The sequence below is a fragment of the Brasilonema angustatum genome (assembly GCF_059505445.1).
This window is the reverse complement of sequence record NZ_JCACKO010000118.1, coordinates 102,104-121,485: the sequence shown is the minus strand read 5'-3', so window position 1 is coordinate 121,485 and position 19,382 is coordinate 102,104. Positions and strand designations below refer to the sequence as shown.

The following is a 19,382-nucleotide window of genomic DNA, read 5'->3' as shown; positions in this document are numbered from 1 at the left end:
TCAACGCCCCTCGACGCTTGAGGCGGGTTGAAAGCGACATGAAAGCCGTCTCGTGTCCGATATTGATGGGTGTTGAAATACTTCTACAAAATTAAAGTTGGGTTGAAAGGACTCTTAATCCATTGGTTGTAGCTTCTTAAAAGCCATCAACTCAAAAAGCTTTGCTTAGGCATAAGCTAGTAGAGACTAATCTTGCTTACAGCGATTTATACAGTTTTTGTCAGTCAATCTGTTAACAGTGACACTAACTTGTTAAAAGTGACATCAATCTGTTAACAGTGACAAACAATTAGTTAATGTACACCTGGATTCAAAAAGTGGGTGACGAGGGATTTGAACCCGCAACCAATGGATTAAGAGTCCACTGCTCTACCGTTGAGCTAGTCACCCTATAAGGACATTAGGATTTATATCTTATCACCTCAAAGCAAAGCTTGTCTAGCAAATTCAGCCATCAATTTGAAGTTTTACAGGGTTGCGTAGTTGAGCGGACATGATTGATGGTTCATCCAGTAGACTTCTTGGAATGAGAGCGAAAGTCATACCAGGGGTGGGGAGGAATACGGTTCGGTTAAGGAGCTTATCTCAAAGGAGATCCCCCAACCCACGCCACTTGCGTGACTGTCGGGAGATCCCCCCAACCCCCCTTAAAAAGGGGGGCTATACTCCACACGGGCAGAAACTGCGCTTTTTAACTGTCATTCTGAGCGAAGCGAAGAATCCAGATGCTTCGCTACCCTGCGGGAAGCCGCTCCGCGTCTACACTGCGTTACGCTACCCTGCAGGAAGCCGCAAAGCGTCTACAGCATGACAAAAGCTCAAATTGTGACAGTCTAAAGTATGTTTTATCCATTTACCCCCTTTTTAAGGGGGTCGCCGCAGGCGGGGGGATCTTATCCGAACTGTATTGGGGTGGGGAGTGTCAATGAACAGAACAATATCTAACTACTGACTAATTGGCGAATCCTCGTCATCTTCCAAATTTTCAGCAGATTTCTCTGTTTGTTGCTCATCACAAACAAGCACAAACTCAGTTTCTCTATCAGATTTATCATCCCATTGATCCAAAACATCTTTAATCAATACTTCTTGCACCCAAATCTTAGCCACAACAGTCAGAGGTAGTGCAAGAAACAAGCCTAAAAAACCAAAGAATGTGACAAAAAACAACTGAGCAATTAAGGTAACAGCTGGTAACAGCGACACTTGATGCGCCATAACAATTGGCGTAATGAAATTGCCCTCAGCTTGCTGGATAACAAAGTAGAGAGCTAGTACTGCCAGGGCTTTCCAGGGACTATCCAAAAGTGCGATCGCCATTGCTGGTACAACACTCATTGTCGGACCTAGATTAGGAATTAAGTTCAAAAATCCTGCTAAAACTCCCAAAGCCAGTGCTGAACGCACGCGCAAAATTGATAAGCCAATTAAGCTCATCAGTCCCACAACACTCATAGCAATTAAAGCGCCGGTTACCCATCCTTCCAATGACACTTCGCATTTATCTAAAATTCCATCCACCCGCCGCCGATAAAATGAGGGGAACACGCGTACAAATACTTTGCGGTAAGCTTGGGGGTTGGCTAATAACATCCCTGTCAAAACTAGCACCAACAAAATCTTAAGAACAACTTCCAAAGAGCTGGATACAAAGGCGAAGGAGTTTCCCACTGCTCGATTGATAAATGGTTGTGCTTGTTGAGTCAGGCTGTTGATATCAGGTATATACGGAATGATTTCGTCAGGAATGCGAGATCTGAATTCGTCAAACCAGCCATTAAAACGATTCAAACCCTTGGGTACTTGATAGGTTAAGTCTTGAAACTCCTTTGCAAAAGGCGGTACAACCACGAAGAAGAAGAGTACAATCAAGCCTAGAAAAATGGCTACTGATAACAAAACCGCAATTCCACGCTTCATTCCAGAGCGTTGGAACCTTCTAGCCAGTCGATTTAGGGTAGTTGCTAAGACAACTGCAGCAAACATCAGCAACAGGACTTCGCGAATCTGCCACAGAATATATAAAGAAATAACTAAGGCGATTAAACCTATCCATTGACCTAGATTCACTACCTGACTCCTGCCGATTGACAACTGCTACTTTTTCTTGCTGCAGTTAGGTTAGCTAATTTTAGCAGTTCCCGCCTAGAGGTTTTTTGTTAATTTTGCTGTCGTTGGAGTCGCCATAAGAAAACACTTGTCAGAATGACGGTTGGCAAAAAAACGATTACGAGGGCGTTGGTTGCTGTCGCCCGAATATATAAATTCGGAAGAATATACTTAATCAAGCCTGAGAGTCCAGCCGAGAGAATAAACACTTTGAAAACAAATCCAAGCTGATTTTGCATAACAAGTACGGCAATTCACATTAATCTGGGGGGGGAGACACGAAATAGAAAAAGATGTCTCATTCTTTAAAATAAATTCAAGCAGAGCAACAGACAACACTCTGCATTGTAAACCGCCATGATTTACTTGCCAGTGTCGCTGCTGCTATTTTTGGTGTTATTACTGCTGCTACCTTTTTTTTGGTTTGCTGTAGCAGTAGATGTGGTGGAAATTGCAATTGCAAAATTAGGGTTTTCCCCATCTATCGCAACTTTATTATTTACGCTAGTGATATTGACAAGTACCATAAATATCCCTGTGTACCGCACTGAATCCTCTGTAACAGTGGCAAATGACCTTGCTTCTTTGTGGATAAGGGAATATTGGGGTATACCCCTTGGGAAAGTACAACGTTATACTGTGATAGCTCTGAATGTGGGGGGAGGCTTGATCCCTGTGTTGTTAGCACTTTATCAATTTACACAAGGAAACGCTCTCGCTATTTTATCAGTAACAGCTATTGTAACAGCTGTTAGCTATTATGCAGCGCGTGTTGTCCCTGGAATTGGCATACAAATGAATCCGTTGCTGGCTCCTTTGACTGCTGCTTTGTCTGCAATGTTAATTGCAGCAAACCATGCCGCTCCCGTTGCTTTTGCTGGTGGCATTCTTGGAACCTTGATTGGTGCTGACTTACTGCATCTTAAAGACATTCAAGCAATGAGTTCGGGTGTTCTGAGTATTGGTGGTGCAAGGGTATTTGATGGTATCGCTTTGTGTGGTTTATTCGCTCTTTTATTAACGTGAGGTAGTTATTTGCTATTTCTATAAATAAAGAACAAATAATGACGAATAGAAAATAAATTATTGGAGGGTAAATCAACAAATGCCAGTTGAAACTAATAATAAGAAAAAACGTCAAATCAAACCACCAAACATACGTCAGTTTGGTGGTAGCTTACTCGTTCTATTGACCCTTCTTTTTCTGCTGAACTTAATTGTTCCTAGCTTTTTTGGTCCTAAATTACCGCAAGTTCCTTATAGCGATTTTATTGCTCAGGTACAAGCAGGTAAAGTAGATCGAGCGATTGTGGGGGGCGATCGCATTGAGTATGGGATTAAAACTCAAACCCCAGATGGTAAACCTACAGAACAAGTCTTTGCAACAACACCAGTGGCGATCGACTTGGATTTACCTAAAATTCTCCGCGACAATAAGGTAGAGTTTGCCGCACCACTACCAGACCAAAATGGTTGGATTGGCACTCTTTTAAGCTGGGTTGCACCACCATTAATTTTCATTGCTATTTGGGGCTTTTTCCTCAATCGAGGTGGTGGTGGTCCCGCTGCACTGACAGTGGGTAAAAGTAAGGCTCGCATCTACTCTGAAGGTAGCACTGGTGTAAAATTTCTTGATGTTGCTGGTGTAGATGAAGCGAAAGCCGAACTGGAAGAGATTGTTGACTTTCTCAAAAATGCTGATAAATACACCAAATTAGGAGCGAAAATACCTAAAGGTGTGTTGTTGGTAGGACCTCCAGGAACTGGTAAAACACTCCTCGCCAAAGCAATTGCTGGTGAAGCTGCTGTCCCTTTCTTCAGTATTTCTGGTTCTGAATTTATCGAACTGTTTGTTGGTGTTGGTGCTGCACGAGTCCGCGACTTATTCGAGCAAGCAAAACAACAAGCCCCCTGCATTGTCTTTATTGATGAATTGGACGCACTGGGTAAATCTCGCGGTAGTGGTTCAATGATGGGTGGTAACGATGAACGCGAACAAACCCTCAACCAGTTACTCACCGAAATGGACGGCTTTGATGCCAATACTGGAGTCATCATCATCGCCGCTACCAACCGTCCGGAAATTCTAGATCAAGCACTGCGTCGTCCTGGTCGTTTTGACCGTCAAGTGGTCGTAGATCGTCCAGATAAAATTGGTCGTGAAGCGATTCTCAAAGTTCATGCCAGAAATGTCAAATTGGCTGATGATGTGGACTTAGCAACGATCGCCATTAGAACACCTGGGTTTGCTGGCGCAGATTTAGCGAACCTTGTCAACGAAGCAGCACTCCTTGCTGCACGGCAAAATCAACAAGCAGTGACGACGGCTGATTTTAACGAAGCCATTGAGCGTGTTGTTGCAGGTTTGGAAAAACGTTCTCGCGTTCTCAACGAAACCGAGAAAAAGACAGTTGCTTATCACGAAGTTGGTCACGCCATCATCGGCGCTTTGATGCCAGGAGCTGGTAAAGTCGAGAAAATCTCTGTTGTCCCTCGTGGTGTTGGTGCTTTGGGTTACACAATTCAAATGCCAGAAGAAGACCGCTTCTTGATGATAGAAGATGAAATTCGTGGTCGGATTGCAACCCTCTTGGGTGGACGTTCCGCAGAAGAAACCGTCTTTGGCAAAGTGTCCACAGGTGCGAGTGATGATATCCAAAAAGCGACTGACCTTGCGGAACGCAGCGTTACCCTCTACGGTATGAGTGATAAACTTGGTCCTGTGGCATTTGAAAAACCTCAACAGCAGTTTCTTGAAGGATACGGTAACCCGCGTCGTTCAATTAGTCCGGAAGTGGCAAGAGAAATTGACCGCGAGGTGAAGCAAATAGTGGATAATGCTCACCACATTGCTTTGAGTATTTTGCAAGAAAACCGCGACTTACTGGAGGAGACTGCACAGGATTTGTTGCAGAAGGAAATTCTCGAAGGTCCAAAACTGCGGGAACGCCTCAAGCAAGCCAAAGCACCCGCTGAACTAGCTGAATGGTTGCGGACGGGTAAGATATCGGAAGATAGGCCCTTAATGCAAAGTTTATTGGTTTAGGGATTTTGGATTGAATCTATATTGATGATTGGAAAGCGATCGCTCAAAAGGAAGTGCGATCGCTTTTTTTATCCTAAATTTTTTTACCTGCAACTTACCTCAAATCACAGTTAAGTAACTACAAATGTCTTCAACTGGTTGATTTATATAAAGTTAGTAATAGTTGATTGCCCAATAGCCCGTTAGGGCATTGTGCTTCGTTGCAGTCGCAATATGCTTAAACTTTTGTTTGTTTGACTTCTTCCTGTTCTACTTGTTGAGTAGTTGGTTCTGCATCGGTCGGTCTTTGGACAACAACCCCTAGCAAAACAGTAGCAATACCACCAACGCTACCGCCAACTTTCTGATCAATGACTCCTTGGGTAGAGAGAACAGTGGAAACACCTGCAACAACACCCAGGAAAGTACCAAGTACATCAAGTTGATTTTTGTTGAGTTTCATAGTGGATAATCAAAGTTAATGAGAGTTTACTGATAAAAAGAGATATCAAGTTAATAGCTGAGATAACACCCATCTATTAAGTTGAGCCAAAGGTTTAGCTTGTTTGCGTTCCTTCTGATTGTTAATAGTGGAGAGTGAAACTAACTTATGCACAAAAGAGATAGAAACGGGTCGGATAGTGCCACTAAGTAGGTCGGCGTAAATAATTATTGTTGGAATAAGGCAGGGAGCAGGGAGCAGGGAGCAGGGAGCAGGGAGCAGGGAGAGAAAGAGTTTGAGCCTTATTTACTTTTCTTTACACAGTTTGGTTTTATTGCACCGACTTACTTAGAAGTCATATTTCATCTTTTGAAAGAACGAAGACCATACCTTTTAGAGTTCCCAACAGACAAGAAAAAATGTGAAAAATCCCGCAAAGACACAAAGGCACAAAGAGTTTTTTGGTGTCCTTTGCGTCTTTATGGTTATTTTCCTAACTTTTCTGCCAAATTTTAATCGTCTTATCCAAACTCCCACTTACCAAAAGTTCCCCTGAAGCAGTAAAAGCCAATGCTGTTACCGTGTGTGTATGACCTGTAAATGTACCCAGCAGTTCTCCTGTTTCTACATGCCACAATTTAATCGTTTTATCTGCACTGCCACTGGCAATAATTTGTCCATCAGGACTCAACGCAATCGCATACACTCCGTCCCTGTGTCCGTTGAGGGTGTGAAGTAATTCCCCATTTTCTAACTGCCAAATTTTAATCGTTTTATCTCGACTACCACTGACTAAAATTTTGCCATCCGTAGTGACAGCCAAGGAACGAATAATATGGGAATGACCTGTAAACGAGTGCAATAACTCGGGAACCAAAGGTATCTGAGTTTCCTGTTGGCAGATACGCCAGACTTTAATTTTGCGGTAACTCCCTGTGATCAGAGTTTGTCCATCAGGACTCAACGCTAGTGAATGGGCTGCTGTATCTTCTAGAGATAAGGCAGTAGCAACCTGGCGCTGCATCAAGTCCCAAAACATAATTGTTCTATCATCGCCCCCAGTTGCTAACATTCGTCCATCTGGGGTAAAGGCAACACACCGCACCATCCCATTATGCTTGTGCAAAATATCAATCAAGTCTTGTGCCCCTACGTGCCAAAGTTTAATTGTGGAGTCTGCACCAGCACTAACTAATGTCTGCCCATCTGGACTGAAAGCCAGGGAATTCACTTCATCAACTAACCCAGAAAAAATCCAAGGATGTTCTGATAATGTCCCTACTAACTCACCTTTGGTCAAATCCCATAGCTTTGTCTCCCCACGACTACCACTTGCTACAAGAGGATATGTGTTGCCGTTGTTACCCCTCTGACTGAAGGCTAGGCAATTAATTCCCCTGGTATGTCCTTTTAAGGTTTGCCAGCATTCCCACTCACCTACTATTGTCTTGAGTGGATGGTCTGATGGTAAAGTCTGAATTGTTTCTGTGATTACAATTTCATTCAAGACTCGTAGCTTATCCTTTTGAGTACCCAGTGATCCTAAATACCAACTCAGTCCTCCCGCGTATAACAACTGACTTGGGGTAATGTATAGTTTTGGCTCACTAAATTCAATTTGATTTGTGGGTAAAAAACCTGCTATTATTGCTTGCTTCTCATAACCTCTTTGACCAGTAAATGGGTAAAACAAACATAGAAAAATTAAGACTTGATGATTTTTTAAATCTTCTTGTGTGACAGACCATCTAACTTTGTCTTTCTTGATACTGTTAAAACTTTCTCCATCAGCAACATAAACTTGAAGACTGACTTTGGGATTACTAGCAAGCACGTAGGAAAATTTGCTTTCACCACGTAAATTTCCCTCATCATCTAGAGCTATATTGTTCAAGCTATCTTGTGCCACTTTTTTCACCTGCTTGCCTAGGCGATCGCTCATGACTCGGTCAATAATTTGCTCTCGCAAGAGATAATCTTCCGCTTGGTGCTGGAAGTATATTGGAAAGGGAATTGCCCAGTCAGGAGGATCAGGATATTCCGGCGGTGTCGGAGGGGGATTTTTGGCAATAATTTCTGCTTGTTTGCAAGCAATCTCCAGCAGTTTTGCCAATGATTCGCCCCAAAATGCCATAATTTCGCTATGACAACCTTTGACTTGACTTTCCAGCAAAAAGAGATCGTAAGTCTTAGGTTTTTTGATTCGTTGAAGGAAATCAGCTTGTTGAGCCTTTAGTAAGCTAATCCAATCCATTTGCATTCCTGCGGCGCAGTATTTGCATACCTACGTTAAGTTAAGTCAAGGCAATTGCTCAAGTTAGTGTATCAACTTCAGTTATTTAAGAAGTCGGTCATTTCAGTAGTTAATGTAACACAACCTTTTGGTGTTGATAGACACCAAATGACCATGGTCAAGTGATGACGTAGCCAGTTTGCCTTGGAAAAATTGAGATGATAGATGATTCTACCTAACCAAAAGCATGAAATACTGTTTCACCGGACGCAGTTTTAGACAAAACTGTGCTCAAATTTGAACAAATCTGAGGACTCGTTGAAAAAAAGCTCTATCCTAGCTTTTTAAACAAAGACACTTACAGCAATTTTTAGCTATATAGACTAACTTTGAGACAGGGAGTAACCATATATGAAACTGTCTTTAAAAACTGTAGCTTAAAATACTTTTGACAGAAAAATCTGAGTTACACAAGTCTATAAAATTATACAAAGGAGGCACAATGGCTAATTCATTTTCCCTAACATAGTTATTGTTTAATTCTCCATTCTGTTTTCTGTATTCTTTTCATATTTTCTAATGTTTCAACACTAACATAAGGCCACAGTTTTTGTACTTACTTAATTGGGGTGCAGCATGCAAAAAATCAAAAATGTCAATTTAGAAACATGGGAATAAAAAGTACTTAGAAATTATCTTGATGGTACACGCCTGATAAAGATTCCTGCTTCCCGCAAAAAACGCTTTGTCATACTCAGGTGGTTAGTCAGAAAATTTGAGCAAGAAGTGACTTACAAAGGAACGTCAAGTGAATGAAATTATTGGGCGTCATCACGACGGGAACTTATCGGTTATCACCTTATGGAACGGGAAAATAGTTTTTACTGGCGATCCCCAGCATCTGTTTGGAAGTCGGAAGCTGAAATTATCAGGCAGATGTCATTATAGACAACAAGATTTTTTATGTTAAACTAAATACAATGCACACTGAAGCAGTTGCGAAAAGTATCCCTACTGTGACTCGGTAAAACTCCTCAGTTTTAGATTGTTGTAATGTATTGGAACGAGCACATGGCTTGGATCTATCTTTTTATTGCTGGTTTATTTGAGGTAGGGTGGGCAATTAGTTTAAAGTATGCACAAGGGTTTACTAAGTTTGGTTCCAGTGTCGCTACTGTTACCCTTATGATACTGAGTTTCACCTTTTTGTCTAAAGCCTTGCGTACACTTCCAGTTGGAACTGCTTACACTATCTGGACAGGTATAGGAGCCGTTGGTACGGTTTTGTTGAGTATAGTTTTATTTCAAGAACCTCTTGAAGCGCGCCGCCTTAGTTGTATTGGCTTAATTCTCATTGGTGTGATAGGACTGAGGCTAGTTTCTCCACACTAGCCTTGAGCCAACAGTATATTTTAGGTGAGGCACACCACGGGAAGATCAGGGAGTACAGAAGTAGGCAAATAAGTCAGTCTTGTGAAGAATCGTTAAATTTTCTACCACAAGTGTGAGTCGTAAGAGCCAGAGATCTGCAACTATTGCTGTGGAGAAATAGAGAATCATTTATGGATATTCAAACACCAGACTGGGTTAAACACGCTGTTTTTTACCAAATCTTTCCAGATCGGTTTGCTAAAAGCAAACAATCCCGGAAACGGCTTTTACGAAATGCAGCTTGGGAAGACTGGGAAGCTATGCCTACACTCCAAGGTTATAAGGGAGGAGATTTGTGGGGGATTCTAGAGCAGTTAGATTATATACAAGACTTGGGAATTAATGCCATTTATTTCACACCAATCTTTCAGTCGGCTTGTAATCACCGCTATCACACACACGACTATTATCAGGTTGATCCAATGCTGGGGGGTAACGCGGCTTTTAGGGAATTGCTAGACGCTGCTCACGCGCGGAATATTAAAGTTGTTCTGGATGGGGTATTTAACCATTCTAGTCGTGGATTTTTCTTTTTTCACGATGTTTTGGAAAATGGTCCTCATTCACCTTGGGTAGATTGGTTCAAAATAGAAAACTGGCCCGTTTCTGCTTACAACGGTGAGTTTCCTGCTAATTATGTGGGTTGGAATGACAATCGAGCGCTGCCAGCGTTTAATCATGATAACCCGGAAGTGCGAGAATATATCATGGAAATTGCCGAATATTGGATTAAATTCGGCATTGATGGCTGGCGGTTGGATGTGCCTTTTGAGATTAAAACTCCTGGTTTTTGGCAAGAGTTCCGTCAGCGAGTCAAAGCTATTAATCCCGAAGCTTATATTGTCGGCGAAGTTTGGGGAGACTCCCGTGAATGGTTGGATGGAACTCAATTTGATGGGGTGATGAATTATTTGTTTGCAGGACCGACTATTGGTTTCACTGCAGGCGATCGCGTTGTTCTCGAACAAGTACAAAGCCGCGACTACAAGCCCTACCCACCGTTGTTCGCGCCTGAGTATGCTGAGAAAATTGAACGACTCTTGAAACTTTACCCTTGGGAGATTCAACTGACTCAACTAAATCTACTTGCGAGTCACGATACAGCACGGTTGGTGACTATTGCTGGTGGTGATAAAGCAAGTTCAGAATTAGCAACTTTACTGCTTCTTACCTTTCCTGGTGCTTCCAGTATCTATTATGGTGATGAAGTTGGTTTACCTGGAGCGATAGATCCAGACTCTCGTCGTGGTTTTCCACTAGAAGCTAATTGGGATAGGGAAATTCTCAAGACTCATCGCGAATTAATTGCCATCAGACATGCTTACCCATGTTTGCGTACAGGCGATTACAAAGTCCTATATGCTCAAGGAGAACTCTATATCTTTGCGCGAATTTTGGCAACAGAAGAATTAATTGTTGCGGTTAATGTTGGTACTGCTGAAGCAAAAGGGAATGTTGAGATTACAAATTTGAACACTCAACCTAATAAGGTTTTATATGGCGCTGCAGAGGTGAAGTGGAGTGTTGAGGGAGAATCTAGGAATCTGACTTTAAGTCTTGCTCCACGCTCAGGCTCCATTATAGGTGTAGGGTAAATGAAAGGGGTATAGGGGTGTAAGGGTGTAGGGGAAAAACGCCCGGATCTTCTTTAGTTGTACACCCCTACCCCGAAGCTATTTCGGTTCAAGACCACCAAATTGTAAATTTGGTGGTCTTGAATTAGTAGTGGGTTCTGTGCCCCTACTAATTATTTCCCCTACACCCCTATACCCTTACCCCCTTACACCCCTAGTTATTGACTTCTCCTACCCTTGCAGGGGTGCAGTAGATTGCACCCCTATTTTCCTGCAATGATTGCAGGCATCAACACTGCATCTATAACATGGATGACGCCATTGTCGGTAATAATGTCAGTTTTTACGACATTGGCGTCATTCACTTTCACTTTACCATCAGCAGAATCAATTGCCACAATTGACCCCTCTAGTGTTTCAGCATGGTCAATTTCAATTAAATCTTCATACATAGCATCGCCGTAGGCTACATGATACATGAGAATATTTTTTAATTTGTGGATGTCTTGGAGCAATGAATCTAAAGTTCCAGGTGGTAGCTTATTAAATGCCTCATCCGTGGGTGCAAAAACTGTATACGGACCGGGACTTTTGAATATGTCTACGAGTTCTGCGGCAACAACCGCCTTTACCAGCGTGTTGAAATTTCCGGCGTTGATAGCAGTGTCAACAAGGTCAGGCATGAGATAATGTTATGAGATTACAAAATACTTATAAAGTGATAAAAAAGTATCAACCTCTATCAACAGAAAGGTTGCTTGTAACTTAACACAAGGCAGTAACCATGTTGGTGCTGCTAAACTGAAGAGAATGACTTCACTGAACCAGTAATTATGCTAAAGCGTTCTAAGTTCGAGACGACTCAATCGCAAGTTATGCACCGTGCTGAGGATCTCATTGGTGCAGCCTCAAATCGCTACCGCATTACAGTTCAAGTGGCAAATCGTGCAAAGCGTCGGCGTTATGAAGACTTTGATAATGCTGATGATGTAATGATGAAACCAGTACTGAGGGCAATTATCGAAATGTCTGATGAACTGACTCAACCAGAAATTATTGGTGAAGTCTAGAGTGATGTCTACCGCAAAGAAGCAGGAGACAAGGAAGCAGGGGAAGCAGGGGAAGCAGGGGAACAAAATACTCCCTCATCTCCCTTACTCCCGCTTTCCCAGCCTACGGCGACCTACGGTCCACTTCGTTAACGCTGCGCTAACACTCTTCCTATCTCCCCATCTCCCCTTCCAGCACATGATTAGGGGAGTTGGGATAATACTGATGAGTCTACTTCTTTTGAGTTCTTCCCAACCGGCTGACGCTCAAAGAGTTACTCCTGGTGATGCTTGGCAAGCAGTTTATCAACAATTACCCGACTTAGCGCGAGAAAATCAGTACGTTAGCAAAGAAACGGGCAAAGTTTCAGAAAATAACACCTTGGTCAGTCGTATGATACGGTATCACTCCTATTTGAAGGGACGTCCACCAAACTATCGACTGGATTGGAAGTTGACTTTGGCTGATTACCTGGGTGCTAATGAAGTGATGTATGAAACGACTTATCCTGGGAATGATACTCTGAAAAAAAATCCTTTTGATGGCGATCGCGCTGCAATTGCACGGCTAAACCGTCGCCAGCGGGATGCGTTGGTGCAAGCTTTAGTAAATGTTTTTAATCCTAATTCTCAAAGTACACCACCTTCTACCCCCACTCCTTCCTCATCAGCGCCAGAGAAAACTACCCCAACTCCCAGACGAGTACCAAAATAAGGCGGTGCGCAGTTACTTAAGTGATTGTGGCGATTTTCAGCTAAATAAATTACACTTCACCCTTATCATTAAAAATTAGAAACCCGGTTTTTGCAAGAAACCGGGTTTGGTGGACTCCAGCAATTTATGCGCTAAGCGCAGGCACTTTCACACAAATCAAATAGGATTGCTATAAGTCCTGATCAAATCAGGAAAATCACTCACGAAAACTAAATATTTTAGTATAATTTCATAGGGATTGAAATAACTATGAAACTCAATTTATTTGCGGATATACTCAGTCCGAAGGTTCGTAAAAGCACTGCGCTTTACGCTGTCGCCTTCACCATCACCTCTACAGCAACTCTGACTCAGCCAAGTTATGCTCAAAACCAAAAGTTCTTCTGCGGAATGAGCAAGGGTGTTCCAGCAACACTGGTTCGCACCTCACGGGGAAACATCCCGATGATTCGCTGGGTTGATGCAGGATTTGCTCCTCCTTGGATTCCTGAAAGGCGCTGTGAAGATATATCTGCCAGATTCCAACGATTCTACGAGAACGGCACGCTAAATTTCCTCCGTACTAGTAGATCCGAGCGTCAACCTGTATTGTGCGTTGCTGGCGAAAAAGGTGGTCCTTGTTTGCCTAAGGAAATATTGGTCACCCTCAAGCCTGGTAAAAATCCTGAGGATATTCTACAACAACTGCTTTATGGTCGCAGTGCGGCTGGTCCTGGAATCGTTGAACTCAGTGGTAACACCAACAGAGATGTTGTTTCCTCAGAAAAAGACGCAGCTTACCTTGATGTCCAAAAACTCCTTTCTAAGATGGAAGGTAGAGGAAGCACATCTTGTCCAGCAGGACAACCTGTTTGGAAATGTTAAGCAAATTGCAAACTAAATCAACATGCAATGGCGCTTACTTCTACTGGTTGCCTGTATTGGTAGTTTATCAATTTCGTCGGTAGCATCAGCACCGAATGTCGGGGTTTGTGTTGAGCAACTGTTAACCCAACGTTTGGGAAACCAACTGCAATACAAAGCTAAGTCGATTACAGTCAAAGTCTTGTCAAAAAACTTTCTGGGGTCAGGTATTCTGATTCACAAACAAGGCTCAGTTTATACAGTACTGACGAATGCTCATGTACTCAAGTCAGGCAAGCCTCCCTATCAAATTCAAACCCCCGACGGTTATGTGTATGTGGCTGATGTCCCTAGCACCAAAAACTCTCTTCCCTACTTTAAAAACAATGATTTGGCTGTTTTGCAGTTTCGCAGTCCTAAAGTCAGCTATGCGATCGCCTCTATTGGTTCTGCATCAAGTTTGAATGTGGGCAATGAAGTGTTTGCAGCTGGATTTCCCTTTGATTTTGACAGAAATCAGGACCAAGGCTTTGTTTTTAAAACAGGTAAAGTTTCTTTAATTCTGAAGAAAGCTTTAGAAGGTGGATACCAAATTGGATATACTAACGATTTGCAAAAAGGTATGAGTGGAGGACCACTGCTCAATCGCTTTGGTGAGGTGGTAGCTATCAATGGAATGCACGCTGAACCTCTTTGGGGTAATCCTTACGTGTATCAGGATGGAACTCAACCGGAACAACCTTAGCCTACTACAACAGGGGTATTCTCGGCTATGAGTCGGGAGACAAGCAAGCAGCCCTGCCAGATTATAACCAGGCAATTCAGTTAGACCCCAAATTGGCACTTGCCTACAACAACAGGGGTGCTCTCCGCGCTGAGTCGGGAAACAAGCAAGCAGCGCTGGCAGATTATAACCAGGCAATTCAGTTAAACCCCAAATATGCAAAAGCCTACTTCCAAAGGGGTGTTCTCCGCGAGGAGTCGGGAGACAAGCAAGCAGCGCTAGCAGATTATAACCAGGCAATTCAGTTAGACCCCAAATATGCAAAAGCCTACAACAACAGGGGTATTCTCCGCCATCTGTCGGGAGACAAGCAAGCAGCCCTGGTAGATTATAAGCAGGCAATTCAGTTAGATCCCAAATATGCAAAAGCCTACTACAACATTGGGTTGGTCAAATACGAACAAGGAGATATAGAAGCAGCTATGCGTCAGTTTCAAACTGCTATTAATAATGATAGCAAAAAGGTAGAATCTCAATAAGCTCTTGCAGTCGCACTCTATAGTAAAGGAGAGCAGCAACGGGGTTTATCAATGGCAGAAGCAGCCCTGCGCTTAGACAAAAGGTATGCTGATGTCAAGTTTCTCAAAAAACAATTCTGGGGCGATAAGCTAATAGCAGATGCGAAAAAGCTTTTAGAAAATCCTAAGATTAAGGAGATAACATCTCGCCCATCTCGCAGTCAGTAAATTTCTTGCATTCATTCGCTATTTTTGCGCACTTGTTTGCGCCTGCTGCACGAGACAAAGAACTGATATCAAATAATGTTTAGTAAACAAGGAACAGTCTTCTATGAGAACAGTCCCAATCCAATTACCGGAGACTGTATTTTCTGCTCTCCGCAAAAATCCCGAAGAATTCGTCCAAGAAATGCGGATTGCGGCAGCCGTAAAATGGTATGAATTAGGCGAAGTCTCTCAAGGTAAAGCTGCAGAAATTGCTGGACTTACTCGGGCAGAATTTATTAATGCTTTGTCTCGTTACCGAGTAGATTTTATGCAATATACTACTGAGGAATTAGCTGAGGAAATGGGGAATGTCGATTAATCGCATCATCATTAACTCTTCACCTCTTATTGTGCTCTTTAAAAGTCAGCAAGCAGAATTACTCCCGCAATTGTTCGCGGAAATATTAGTTCCTTCAGGTGTATTTGAAGAAGTTACAATCGCAGGTGAAGATGATGCTGCATCAAGACAATTACCTAGAGTCTCTTGGATACAACGAGTAGAAATGACTACGATTGCTCCTGAAGTTGCAGCTTGGGATTTAGGCAACGGAGAATCACAAGTATTGAGTCTAGCTTTGAAAACTTTAGATTGCGCAGCTATTGTTGACGATAGAGCAGCGCGGCGTTGTGGTCAAGTCTTGGGCATCACTACCATTGGTACAGGAGGCATACTCATAAGAGCGAAACGACGCGGACTGATTAAGAGCGTATCAGAAGGAATTGAAGCTTTACGCGATGCGGGTTTATGGTTATCTGATAATGTGGTGAATTTGCTCAAACAACAAGCTGGAGAGTAAGTCCTATTGCACTCATTCCCTCTCGTTAGTAAGGAGAGGGATGCCCGATAGGGCAGGGTGAGGTTTTTGGTTTTTTATAAGTGTTCATCCAGACATGATATGAAGGCAGAATTTGTTTTTCTTATTTAGACGGCGTGGACGCACTTTTGCGAATTTCCAACGAATTAATCATTGCCTGTGCAGTTTCTAAAAAAGCATCATATTGACTTTCTTCCGCTGTGTAAGTCACGATGTATGCTTTGTTGTCTTTTACTGCCCAAACTGCCATCCTCTTAACATTATATTGTTCTTGCTTTCCTGTATAAATAACTTCATGTGCTGGTAGATTTGCTAATTTAGCTGGATGCGATTCATTCCTTCTAGGATTTTTTAAATACCGAGTGATTTGATTAACTTTTAAATTTGTATAATCAGGTAATGAAATAGGTTTTTTCAAATCTTCCATTTCTACAGATACTTCTGGTTTAAAAGAGTTTGAATCGTTGTTTTGAGGAAGAAAGAATTTAGCGACATCACCCGTAAATCTATCTTCTATATTTTGACTTTTCCAATTTTTAGGATATTTCATCCTAAGCATAAAATAGTTAGAACTATCATAAGTCAAAAATGGAGTTTTAGTTAACGATGAATCATTATGTGATGAAGCGAATATTTTCTCTCGTATTTCTGGAACCAAAACAACTATACAAGGGACAAGAGCAACCAACACCAAAGCTAAAGCAATCTTTCTATTTCGCCACTTCTTTAATTTTTTTTTGTGACTAAGCTTGAAAGCGCTTGTGAAACCTCATTGACTGACTGATAGCGCTTACGAGAATCATAACGCACCATTTTGTCTAAAATATCTGCTAGCTGAGGTTTCACTTGTACCAAATCTCGCCAAACAACTTCATGAGTCTCTGGATTTTTTGGGAGTTGTTTAGGCGAAATTCCTGTCAGGGCTTGGATAGCAGTGATACCTAAAGCATAAATGTCGCTGTTAAATTCTGGATTGCCAATAGCTTGTTCATGAGGCACATAGCCGGGAGTGCCAATAGAGACTGTCTCTCCTTGAGAGTTAGGTTTCAAGGTACTGATTTTTTCTTTGACTGCCCCAAAGTCAATCAGAACTAACTTGCCATCTGAGGTACGTCTAATAATATTTGAAGGTTTAATATCGCGGTGAATAATATTCTGCCGATGAACAAACTCTAATATTTTTAAAATATCCTGCAAAAAGTTAATAACTTTATCTTCACTCCACTGTTTACCTGGTATAAGATCGTTGCTTAGAATATCACCGTTTATAAATTCTTGAACTAAATAAAATTCTCCATTTTCCTGAAAATGCGCTGAAAGTCGCGGAATTTGGTCATGGTTACCCAACTTATACAGGACTTGTGCTTCCGTTTCAAATAAACGTGTGGCTGTTTGCAAGACAAACGGATCGGAAAGCTGGGGCTTGAGTTGCTTAACTATGCAATATGGTTTGCCAGGTAAGTCTTTATCTTGAGCCAGATAAGTCTCACTAAACCCTGTTCCCAAAAATTTTATAATTTCGTAGCGCTCTCGGAGCGTTGTTCCCAGCATTTGATTCACCTAAAGCTGCACAAGTTCCTCACCTGATGCTTGATACCGATTGTGGCACAGAATGTGATTTAGCAGAAGATATAGCAATCCTAAATCATTTGTGAAATTCTCTGTTCTTTCTTTTCTTGGCGTTCTTGGCACGGCAGTTGCTACAACGGGGGGAACCCCCGCAACGCACTGCCTCGTCTTGGCGGTTAATAATTTTCAGAAATCAGATAGGATCGCTTATCCGAACGTATTGGGAGTGGAAGAAGTAACACAGCTGGGTGGAGATGGAGAAAATAAGTATTAATTAGAAATATTTGGTCTAAAATCTAAATCTAAAACCCACAATCAACAAAGCATGGCAGATCTGACTCCTAATTCTAGTTTTAGCTTGACACTCCGCTTGGAAATTCCTAACCGCGTCGGAATGTTGGCTAACGTAACCAAGGCTATAGCTACCAGTGGCGGTAATTTTGGTCAAATTGATTTAATCGAGCAAACAAGGGCTATTTCCATTCGCGAGATCACCGTTGATGCAGCTAGTAGTGATCATGCTGAGACAATTGTGCAAGCGGTGAAAGCTGTGCCTGATGTTAAGGTACTCAATGTCTACGATCGCACTTTTAATTTGCATCGTGGCGGGAAAATCAGCATTACCAGCAGAATTCCCCTAAAAAGTGTGTCTGATTTGTCGATGGCTTACACGCCAGGAGTTGGAAGAATCTGTACTGCGATCGCCGAAAATCCAGAAGAAGTTTACAACCTCACCATCAAACGAAACACTGTTGCTATTGTTACTGATGGCACTGCTGTTTTGGGGTTGGGAAATCTTGGTCCAGCAGCCGCCTTACCAGTTATGGAGGGCAAAGCTATGCTGTTTAAGGAATTCGCTGGGATTGATGCCTTTCCTATCTGCCTTGATACCCAAGATACTGACAAGATTATCGAAGCTGTCAAAAATATTGCTCCGGTATTTGGGGGTGTCAATTTAGAGGATATCGCTGCTCCCCGCTGTTTTGAAATTGAAGCAAGACTACGGCAAGAATTAGATATCCCCGTTTTTCACGATGACCAACATGGTACGGCAATTGTCACTTTAGCAGCGTTGTTTAACGCTCTCAAGGTAGTACAAAAGTCAATGGCAGACATCCGCATTGTGATTAACGGTGCTGGGGCTGCTGGTGTAGCTGTCGCCCGGTTACTTAGAAAAGCAGGAGCAGAAAAAATTTGGATGTGCGACTCGAAAGGTATTCTTTCTACCAGTCGCACTGACTTGACAGAAGAAAAGCGCGAATTTGCAGTCAAGGCTCAAGGAACCCTGGCAGGTGCTTTACAAGGTGCAGATGTCTTTATTGGTTTGAGTGCACCGGGCGTTTTAACACCAGAAATGGTGCGCTCTATGACAAAAGACCCAATCGTGTTTGCAATGGCAAATCCGATTCCTGAAATTCAGCCAGAGTTGATCAAAGACGATGTTGCAGTTATGGCAACAGGTCGTAGTGATTACCCGAATCAAATCAACAATGTTTTGGCATTTCCGGGTGTATTTCGTGGTGCTTTGGATTGTCGGGCTGCAACAATTACTACCACAATGTATCTGGAAGCAGCGAGTGCGATCGCATCCTTAATTAAACCCTCAGACCTTAATAGACAACACATCGTTCCTTCTGTATTTGATGAGCGAGTCGTGACTGCTGTTGCTGGTGCTGTGCAACGTGCGGCGCGTCAAGAGGGTATTGCTCGCGGTTAATTAACTCATCAAGAAAAGTCTTGTGGGATGGGCATCTCGCCCGTCCTTTACTTGCAATGTGCTGTAAATCTGTTTGCATTGAAATGATTTCTCTTTTCTCTTCCTCTGTGTTCTCTGCGCCTCTGCGGTTTTTTAATTATAGGACTTACGCAAAAACCCTCTTAAACCCTCTTACCTTTGTGCTCTTTGCGTCCTTTGCGGTTTATTTTTTCATGATTTTGCGTAAGTCCTGAATTATTCAGATTCAACCAGAAACAATATAAAATTTTCCTCCCTCCAACCAACCCTAAAAAAGAGGGGAAGATAAAAGTCCCCTTTTTAAAAACATAAGGGGATCAAATCTTCTCATCA

At 42.4% G+C, this 19,382-nt stretch carries 20 protein-coding genes, 1 tRNA gene, 1 pseudogene and 1 CRISPR repeat array (1 of these 23 cut by a window edge); of the genes and pseudogenes, 14 read left to right on the top strand and 8 right to left on the bottom strand.

Features of this window, described 5'->3' with window-relative positions; translation table 11 throughout:
• Nucleotides 1-34: a CRISPR direct-repeat array (repeat unit 37 nt) (it extends 292 nt beyond the left edge of the window).
• Nucleotides 35-318: 284 nt separating this feature from the next.
• The 3 genes from AC5JM2_RS20230 to AC5JM2_RS20220 all read right to left on the bottom strand — a co-directional run bounded on the left by AC5JM2_RS20230 (nt 319) and on the right by AC5JM2_RS20220 (nt 2,348).
• Nucleotides 319-390 (bottom strand) — tRNA-Lys (locus AC5JM2_RS20230).
• A 555-nt stretch (nt 391-945) separates the two neighbouring features.
• Nucleotides 946-2,070: an AI-2E family transporter gene (locus tag AC5JM2_RS20225; protein ID WP_495836637.1), complete on the bottom strand. Its 1,125-nt coding sequence runs from the start codon at nt 2,068-2,070 to the stop codon at nt 946-948.
• Between the two features lie 89 nt (nt 2,071-2,159).
• Nucleotides 2,160-2,348 (bottom strand): hypothetical protein, encoded by a 189-nt coding sequence (locus AC5JM2_RS20220; protein WP_495836636.1) that lies wholly within the window; start codon nt 2,346-2,348, stop codon nt 2,160-2,162.
• A 118-nt stretch (nt 2,349-2,466) separates the two neighbouring features.
• Here AC5JM2_RS20220 and AC5JM2_RS20215 point away from each other — a divergent pair, with 118 nt between their 5' ends.
• Together AC5JM2_RS20215 and ftsH are read left to right on the top strand one after the other, a co-directional pair.
• Nucleotides 2,467-3,135 (top strand): DUF1614 domain-containing protein, encoded by a 669-nt coding sequence (locus AC5JM2_RS20215; protein WP_495836635.1) that lies wholly within the window; start codon nt 2,467-2,469, stop codon nt 3,133-3,135.
• A gap of 79 nt (nt 3,136-3,214) precedes the next feature.
• Entirely contained in the window at nt 3,215-5,155 is a 1,941-nt protein-coding gene (gene ftsH, locus AC5JM2_RS20210) for an ATP-dependent zinc metalloprotease FtsH (protein WP_495836634.1), read from the top strand.
• Between the two features lie 217 nt (nt 5,156-5,372).
• Here ftsH and AC5JM2_RS20205 read toward each other — a convergent pair whose 3' ends face one another.
• Both AC5JM2_RS20205 and AC5JM2_RS20200 read right to left on the bottom strand, forming a co-directional pair.
• A complete protein-coding gene (locus AC5JM2_RS20205; protein WP_495836633.1) occupies nt 5,373-5,597 on the bottom strand; it encodes a hypothetical protein in 225 nt (74 codons plus the stop codon).
• Nucleotides 5,598-6,069: 472 nt separating this feature from the next.
• Nucleotides 6,070-7,830 (bottom strand): WD40 repeat domain-containing protein, encoded by a 1,761-nt coding sequence (locus AC5JM2_RS20200; RefSeq protein ID WP_495836632.1) that lies wholly within the window; start codon nt 7,828-7,830, stop codon nt 6,070-6,072.
• Between the two features lie 690 nt (nt 7,831-8,520).
• On the opposite strand from AC5JM2_RS20200, the gene AC5JM2_RS20195 reads away from it, so the two are divergent.
• The 3 genes from AC5JM2_RS20195 to AC5JM2_RS20185 all read left to right on the top strand — a co-directional run bounded on the left by AC5JM2_RS20195 (nt 8,521) and on the right by AC5JM2_RS20185 (nt 10,835).
• Nucleotides 8,521-8,625 carry a DUF2087 domain-containing protein gene (locus AC5JM2_RS20195; protein WP_495836737.1) on the top strand — a complete coding sequence of 35 codons (105 nt, stop codon included), beginning with the start codon at nt 8,521-8,523 and terminating at the stop codon, nt 8,623-8,625.
• Between the two features lie 255 nt (nt 8,626-8,880).
• Nucleotides 8,881-9,201: a DMT family transporter gene (locus AC5JM2_RS20190; protein WP_495836631.1), complete on the top strand. Its 321-nt coding sequence runs from the start codon at nt 8,881-8,883 to the stop codon at nt 9,199-9,201.
• Between the two features lie 170 nt (nt 9,202-9,371).
• The gene (locus AC5JM2_RS20185) at nt 9,372-10,835 is read left to right on the top strand and encodes a glycoside hydrolase family 13 protein (protein ID WP_495836630.1); all 1,464 of its coding nucleotides are present in this window, start codon (nt 9,372-9,374) and stop codon (nt 10,833-10,835) included.
• A 242-nt stretch (nt 10,836-11,077) separates the two neighbouring features.
• Here AC5JM2_RS20185 and AC5JM2_RS20180 read toward each other — a convergent pair whose 3' ends face one another.
• Nucleotides 11,078-11,497, bottom strand: a complete 420-nt coding sequence (locus AC5JM2_RS20180) for a fasciclin domain-containing protein (RefSeq protein WP_495836629.1) — start codon at nt 11,495-11,497, stop codon at nt 11,078-11,080.
• A gap of 150 nt (nt 11,498-11,647) precedes the next feature.
• Here AC5JM2_RS20180 and AC5JM2_RS20175 point away from each other — a divergent pair, with 150 nt between their 5' ends.
• The 8 genes and pseudogenes from AC5JM2_RS20175 (at nt 11,648) to AC5JM2_RS20140 (ending at nt 15,727) form a co-directional block, all read left to right on the top strand.
• The gene (locus AC5JM2_RS20175) at nt 11,648-11,884 is read left to right on the top strand and encodes a DNA-directed RNA polymerase subunit omega (protein ID WP_495836628.1); all 237 of its coding nucleotides are present in this window, start codon (nt 11,648-11,650) and stop codon (nt 11,882-11,884) included.
• A gap of 205 nt (nt 11,885-12,089) precedes the next feature.
• Complete coding sequence (locus tag AC5JM2_RS20170; RefSeq protein ID WP_495836627.1) at nt 12,090-12,578, top strand: hypothetical protein; 489 nt, start codon at nt 12,090-12,092, stop codon at nt 12,576-12,578.
• 249 nt (nt 12,579-12,827) lie between these two features.
• Complete coding sequence (locus AC5JM2_RS20165) at nt 12,828-13,442, top strand: COP23 domain-containing protein (protein ID WP_495836626.1); 615 nt, start codon at nt 12,828-12,830, stop codon at nt 13,440-13,442.
• A 22-nt stretch (nt 13,443-13,464) separates the two neighbouring features.
• Nucleotides 13,465-14,166, top strand: coding sequence for a S1 family peptidase (locus tag AC5JM2_RS20160; protein WP_495836625.1), 702 nt, complete (start codon nt 13,465-13,467; stop codon nt 14,164-14,166).
• 11 nt (nt 14,167-14,177) lie between these two features.
• Nucleotides 14,178-14,684 (top strand): annotated as a pseudogene (locus AC5JM2_RS20155) (tetratricopeptide repeat protein); the annotation flags it as partial.
• Between the two features lie 51 nt (nt 14,685-14,735).
• On the top strand, nt 14,736-14,891 hold the full coding sequence (locus tag AC5JM2_RS20150) for a hypothetical protein (protein WP_495836624.1): 156 nt from the start codon (nt 14,736-14,738) through the stop codon (nt 14,889-14,891).
• A gap of 103 nt (nt 14,892-14,994) precedes the next feature.
• Nucleotides 14,995-15,249, top strand: coding sequence for a UPF0175 family protein (locus AC5JM2_RS20145; RefSeq protein WP_495836623.1), 255 nt, complete (start codon nt 14,995-14,997; stop codon nt 15,247-15,249).
• A complete protein-coding gene (locus tag AC5JM2_RS20140; protein WP_495836622.1) occupies nt 15,239-15,727 on the top strand; it encodes a PIN domain-containing protein in 489 nt (162 codons plus the stop codon). Before AC5JM2_RS20145 ends, AC5JM2_RS20140 begins: the two co-directional genes overlap by 11 nt.
• Before the next feature lie 121 nt (nt 15,728-15,848).
• Here AC5JM2_RS20140 and AC5JM2_RS20135 read toward each other — a convergent pair whose 3' ends face one another.
• Both AC5JM2_RS20135 and AC5JM2_RS20130 read right to left on the bottom strand, forming a co-directional pair.
• Entirely contained in the window at nt 15,849-16,436 is a 588-nt protein-coding gene (locus AC5JM2_RS20135) for a PsbP-related protein (protein ID WP_495836736.1), read from the bottom strand.
• A 35-nt stretch (nt 16,437-16,471) separates the two neighbouring features.
• Nucleotides 16,472-17,296, bottom strand: a complete 825-nt coding sequence (locus AC5JM2_RS20130) for a protein kinase domain-containing protein (protein ID WP_495836621.1) — start codon at nt 17,294-17,296, stop codon at nt 16,472-16,474.
• A 343-nt stretch (nt 17,297-17,639) separates the two neighbouring features.
• Here AC5JM2_RS20130 and AC5JM2_RS20125 point away from each other — a divergent pair, with 343 nt between their 5' ends.
• Entirely contained in the window at nt 17,640-19,031 is a 1,392-nt protein-coding gene (locus tag AC5JM2_RS20125) for a malic enzyme-like NAD(P)-binding protein (protein WP_495836620.1), read from the top strand.
• Nucleotides 19,032-19,382: the final 351 nt, after the last annotated feature.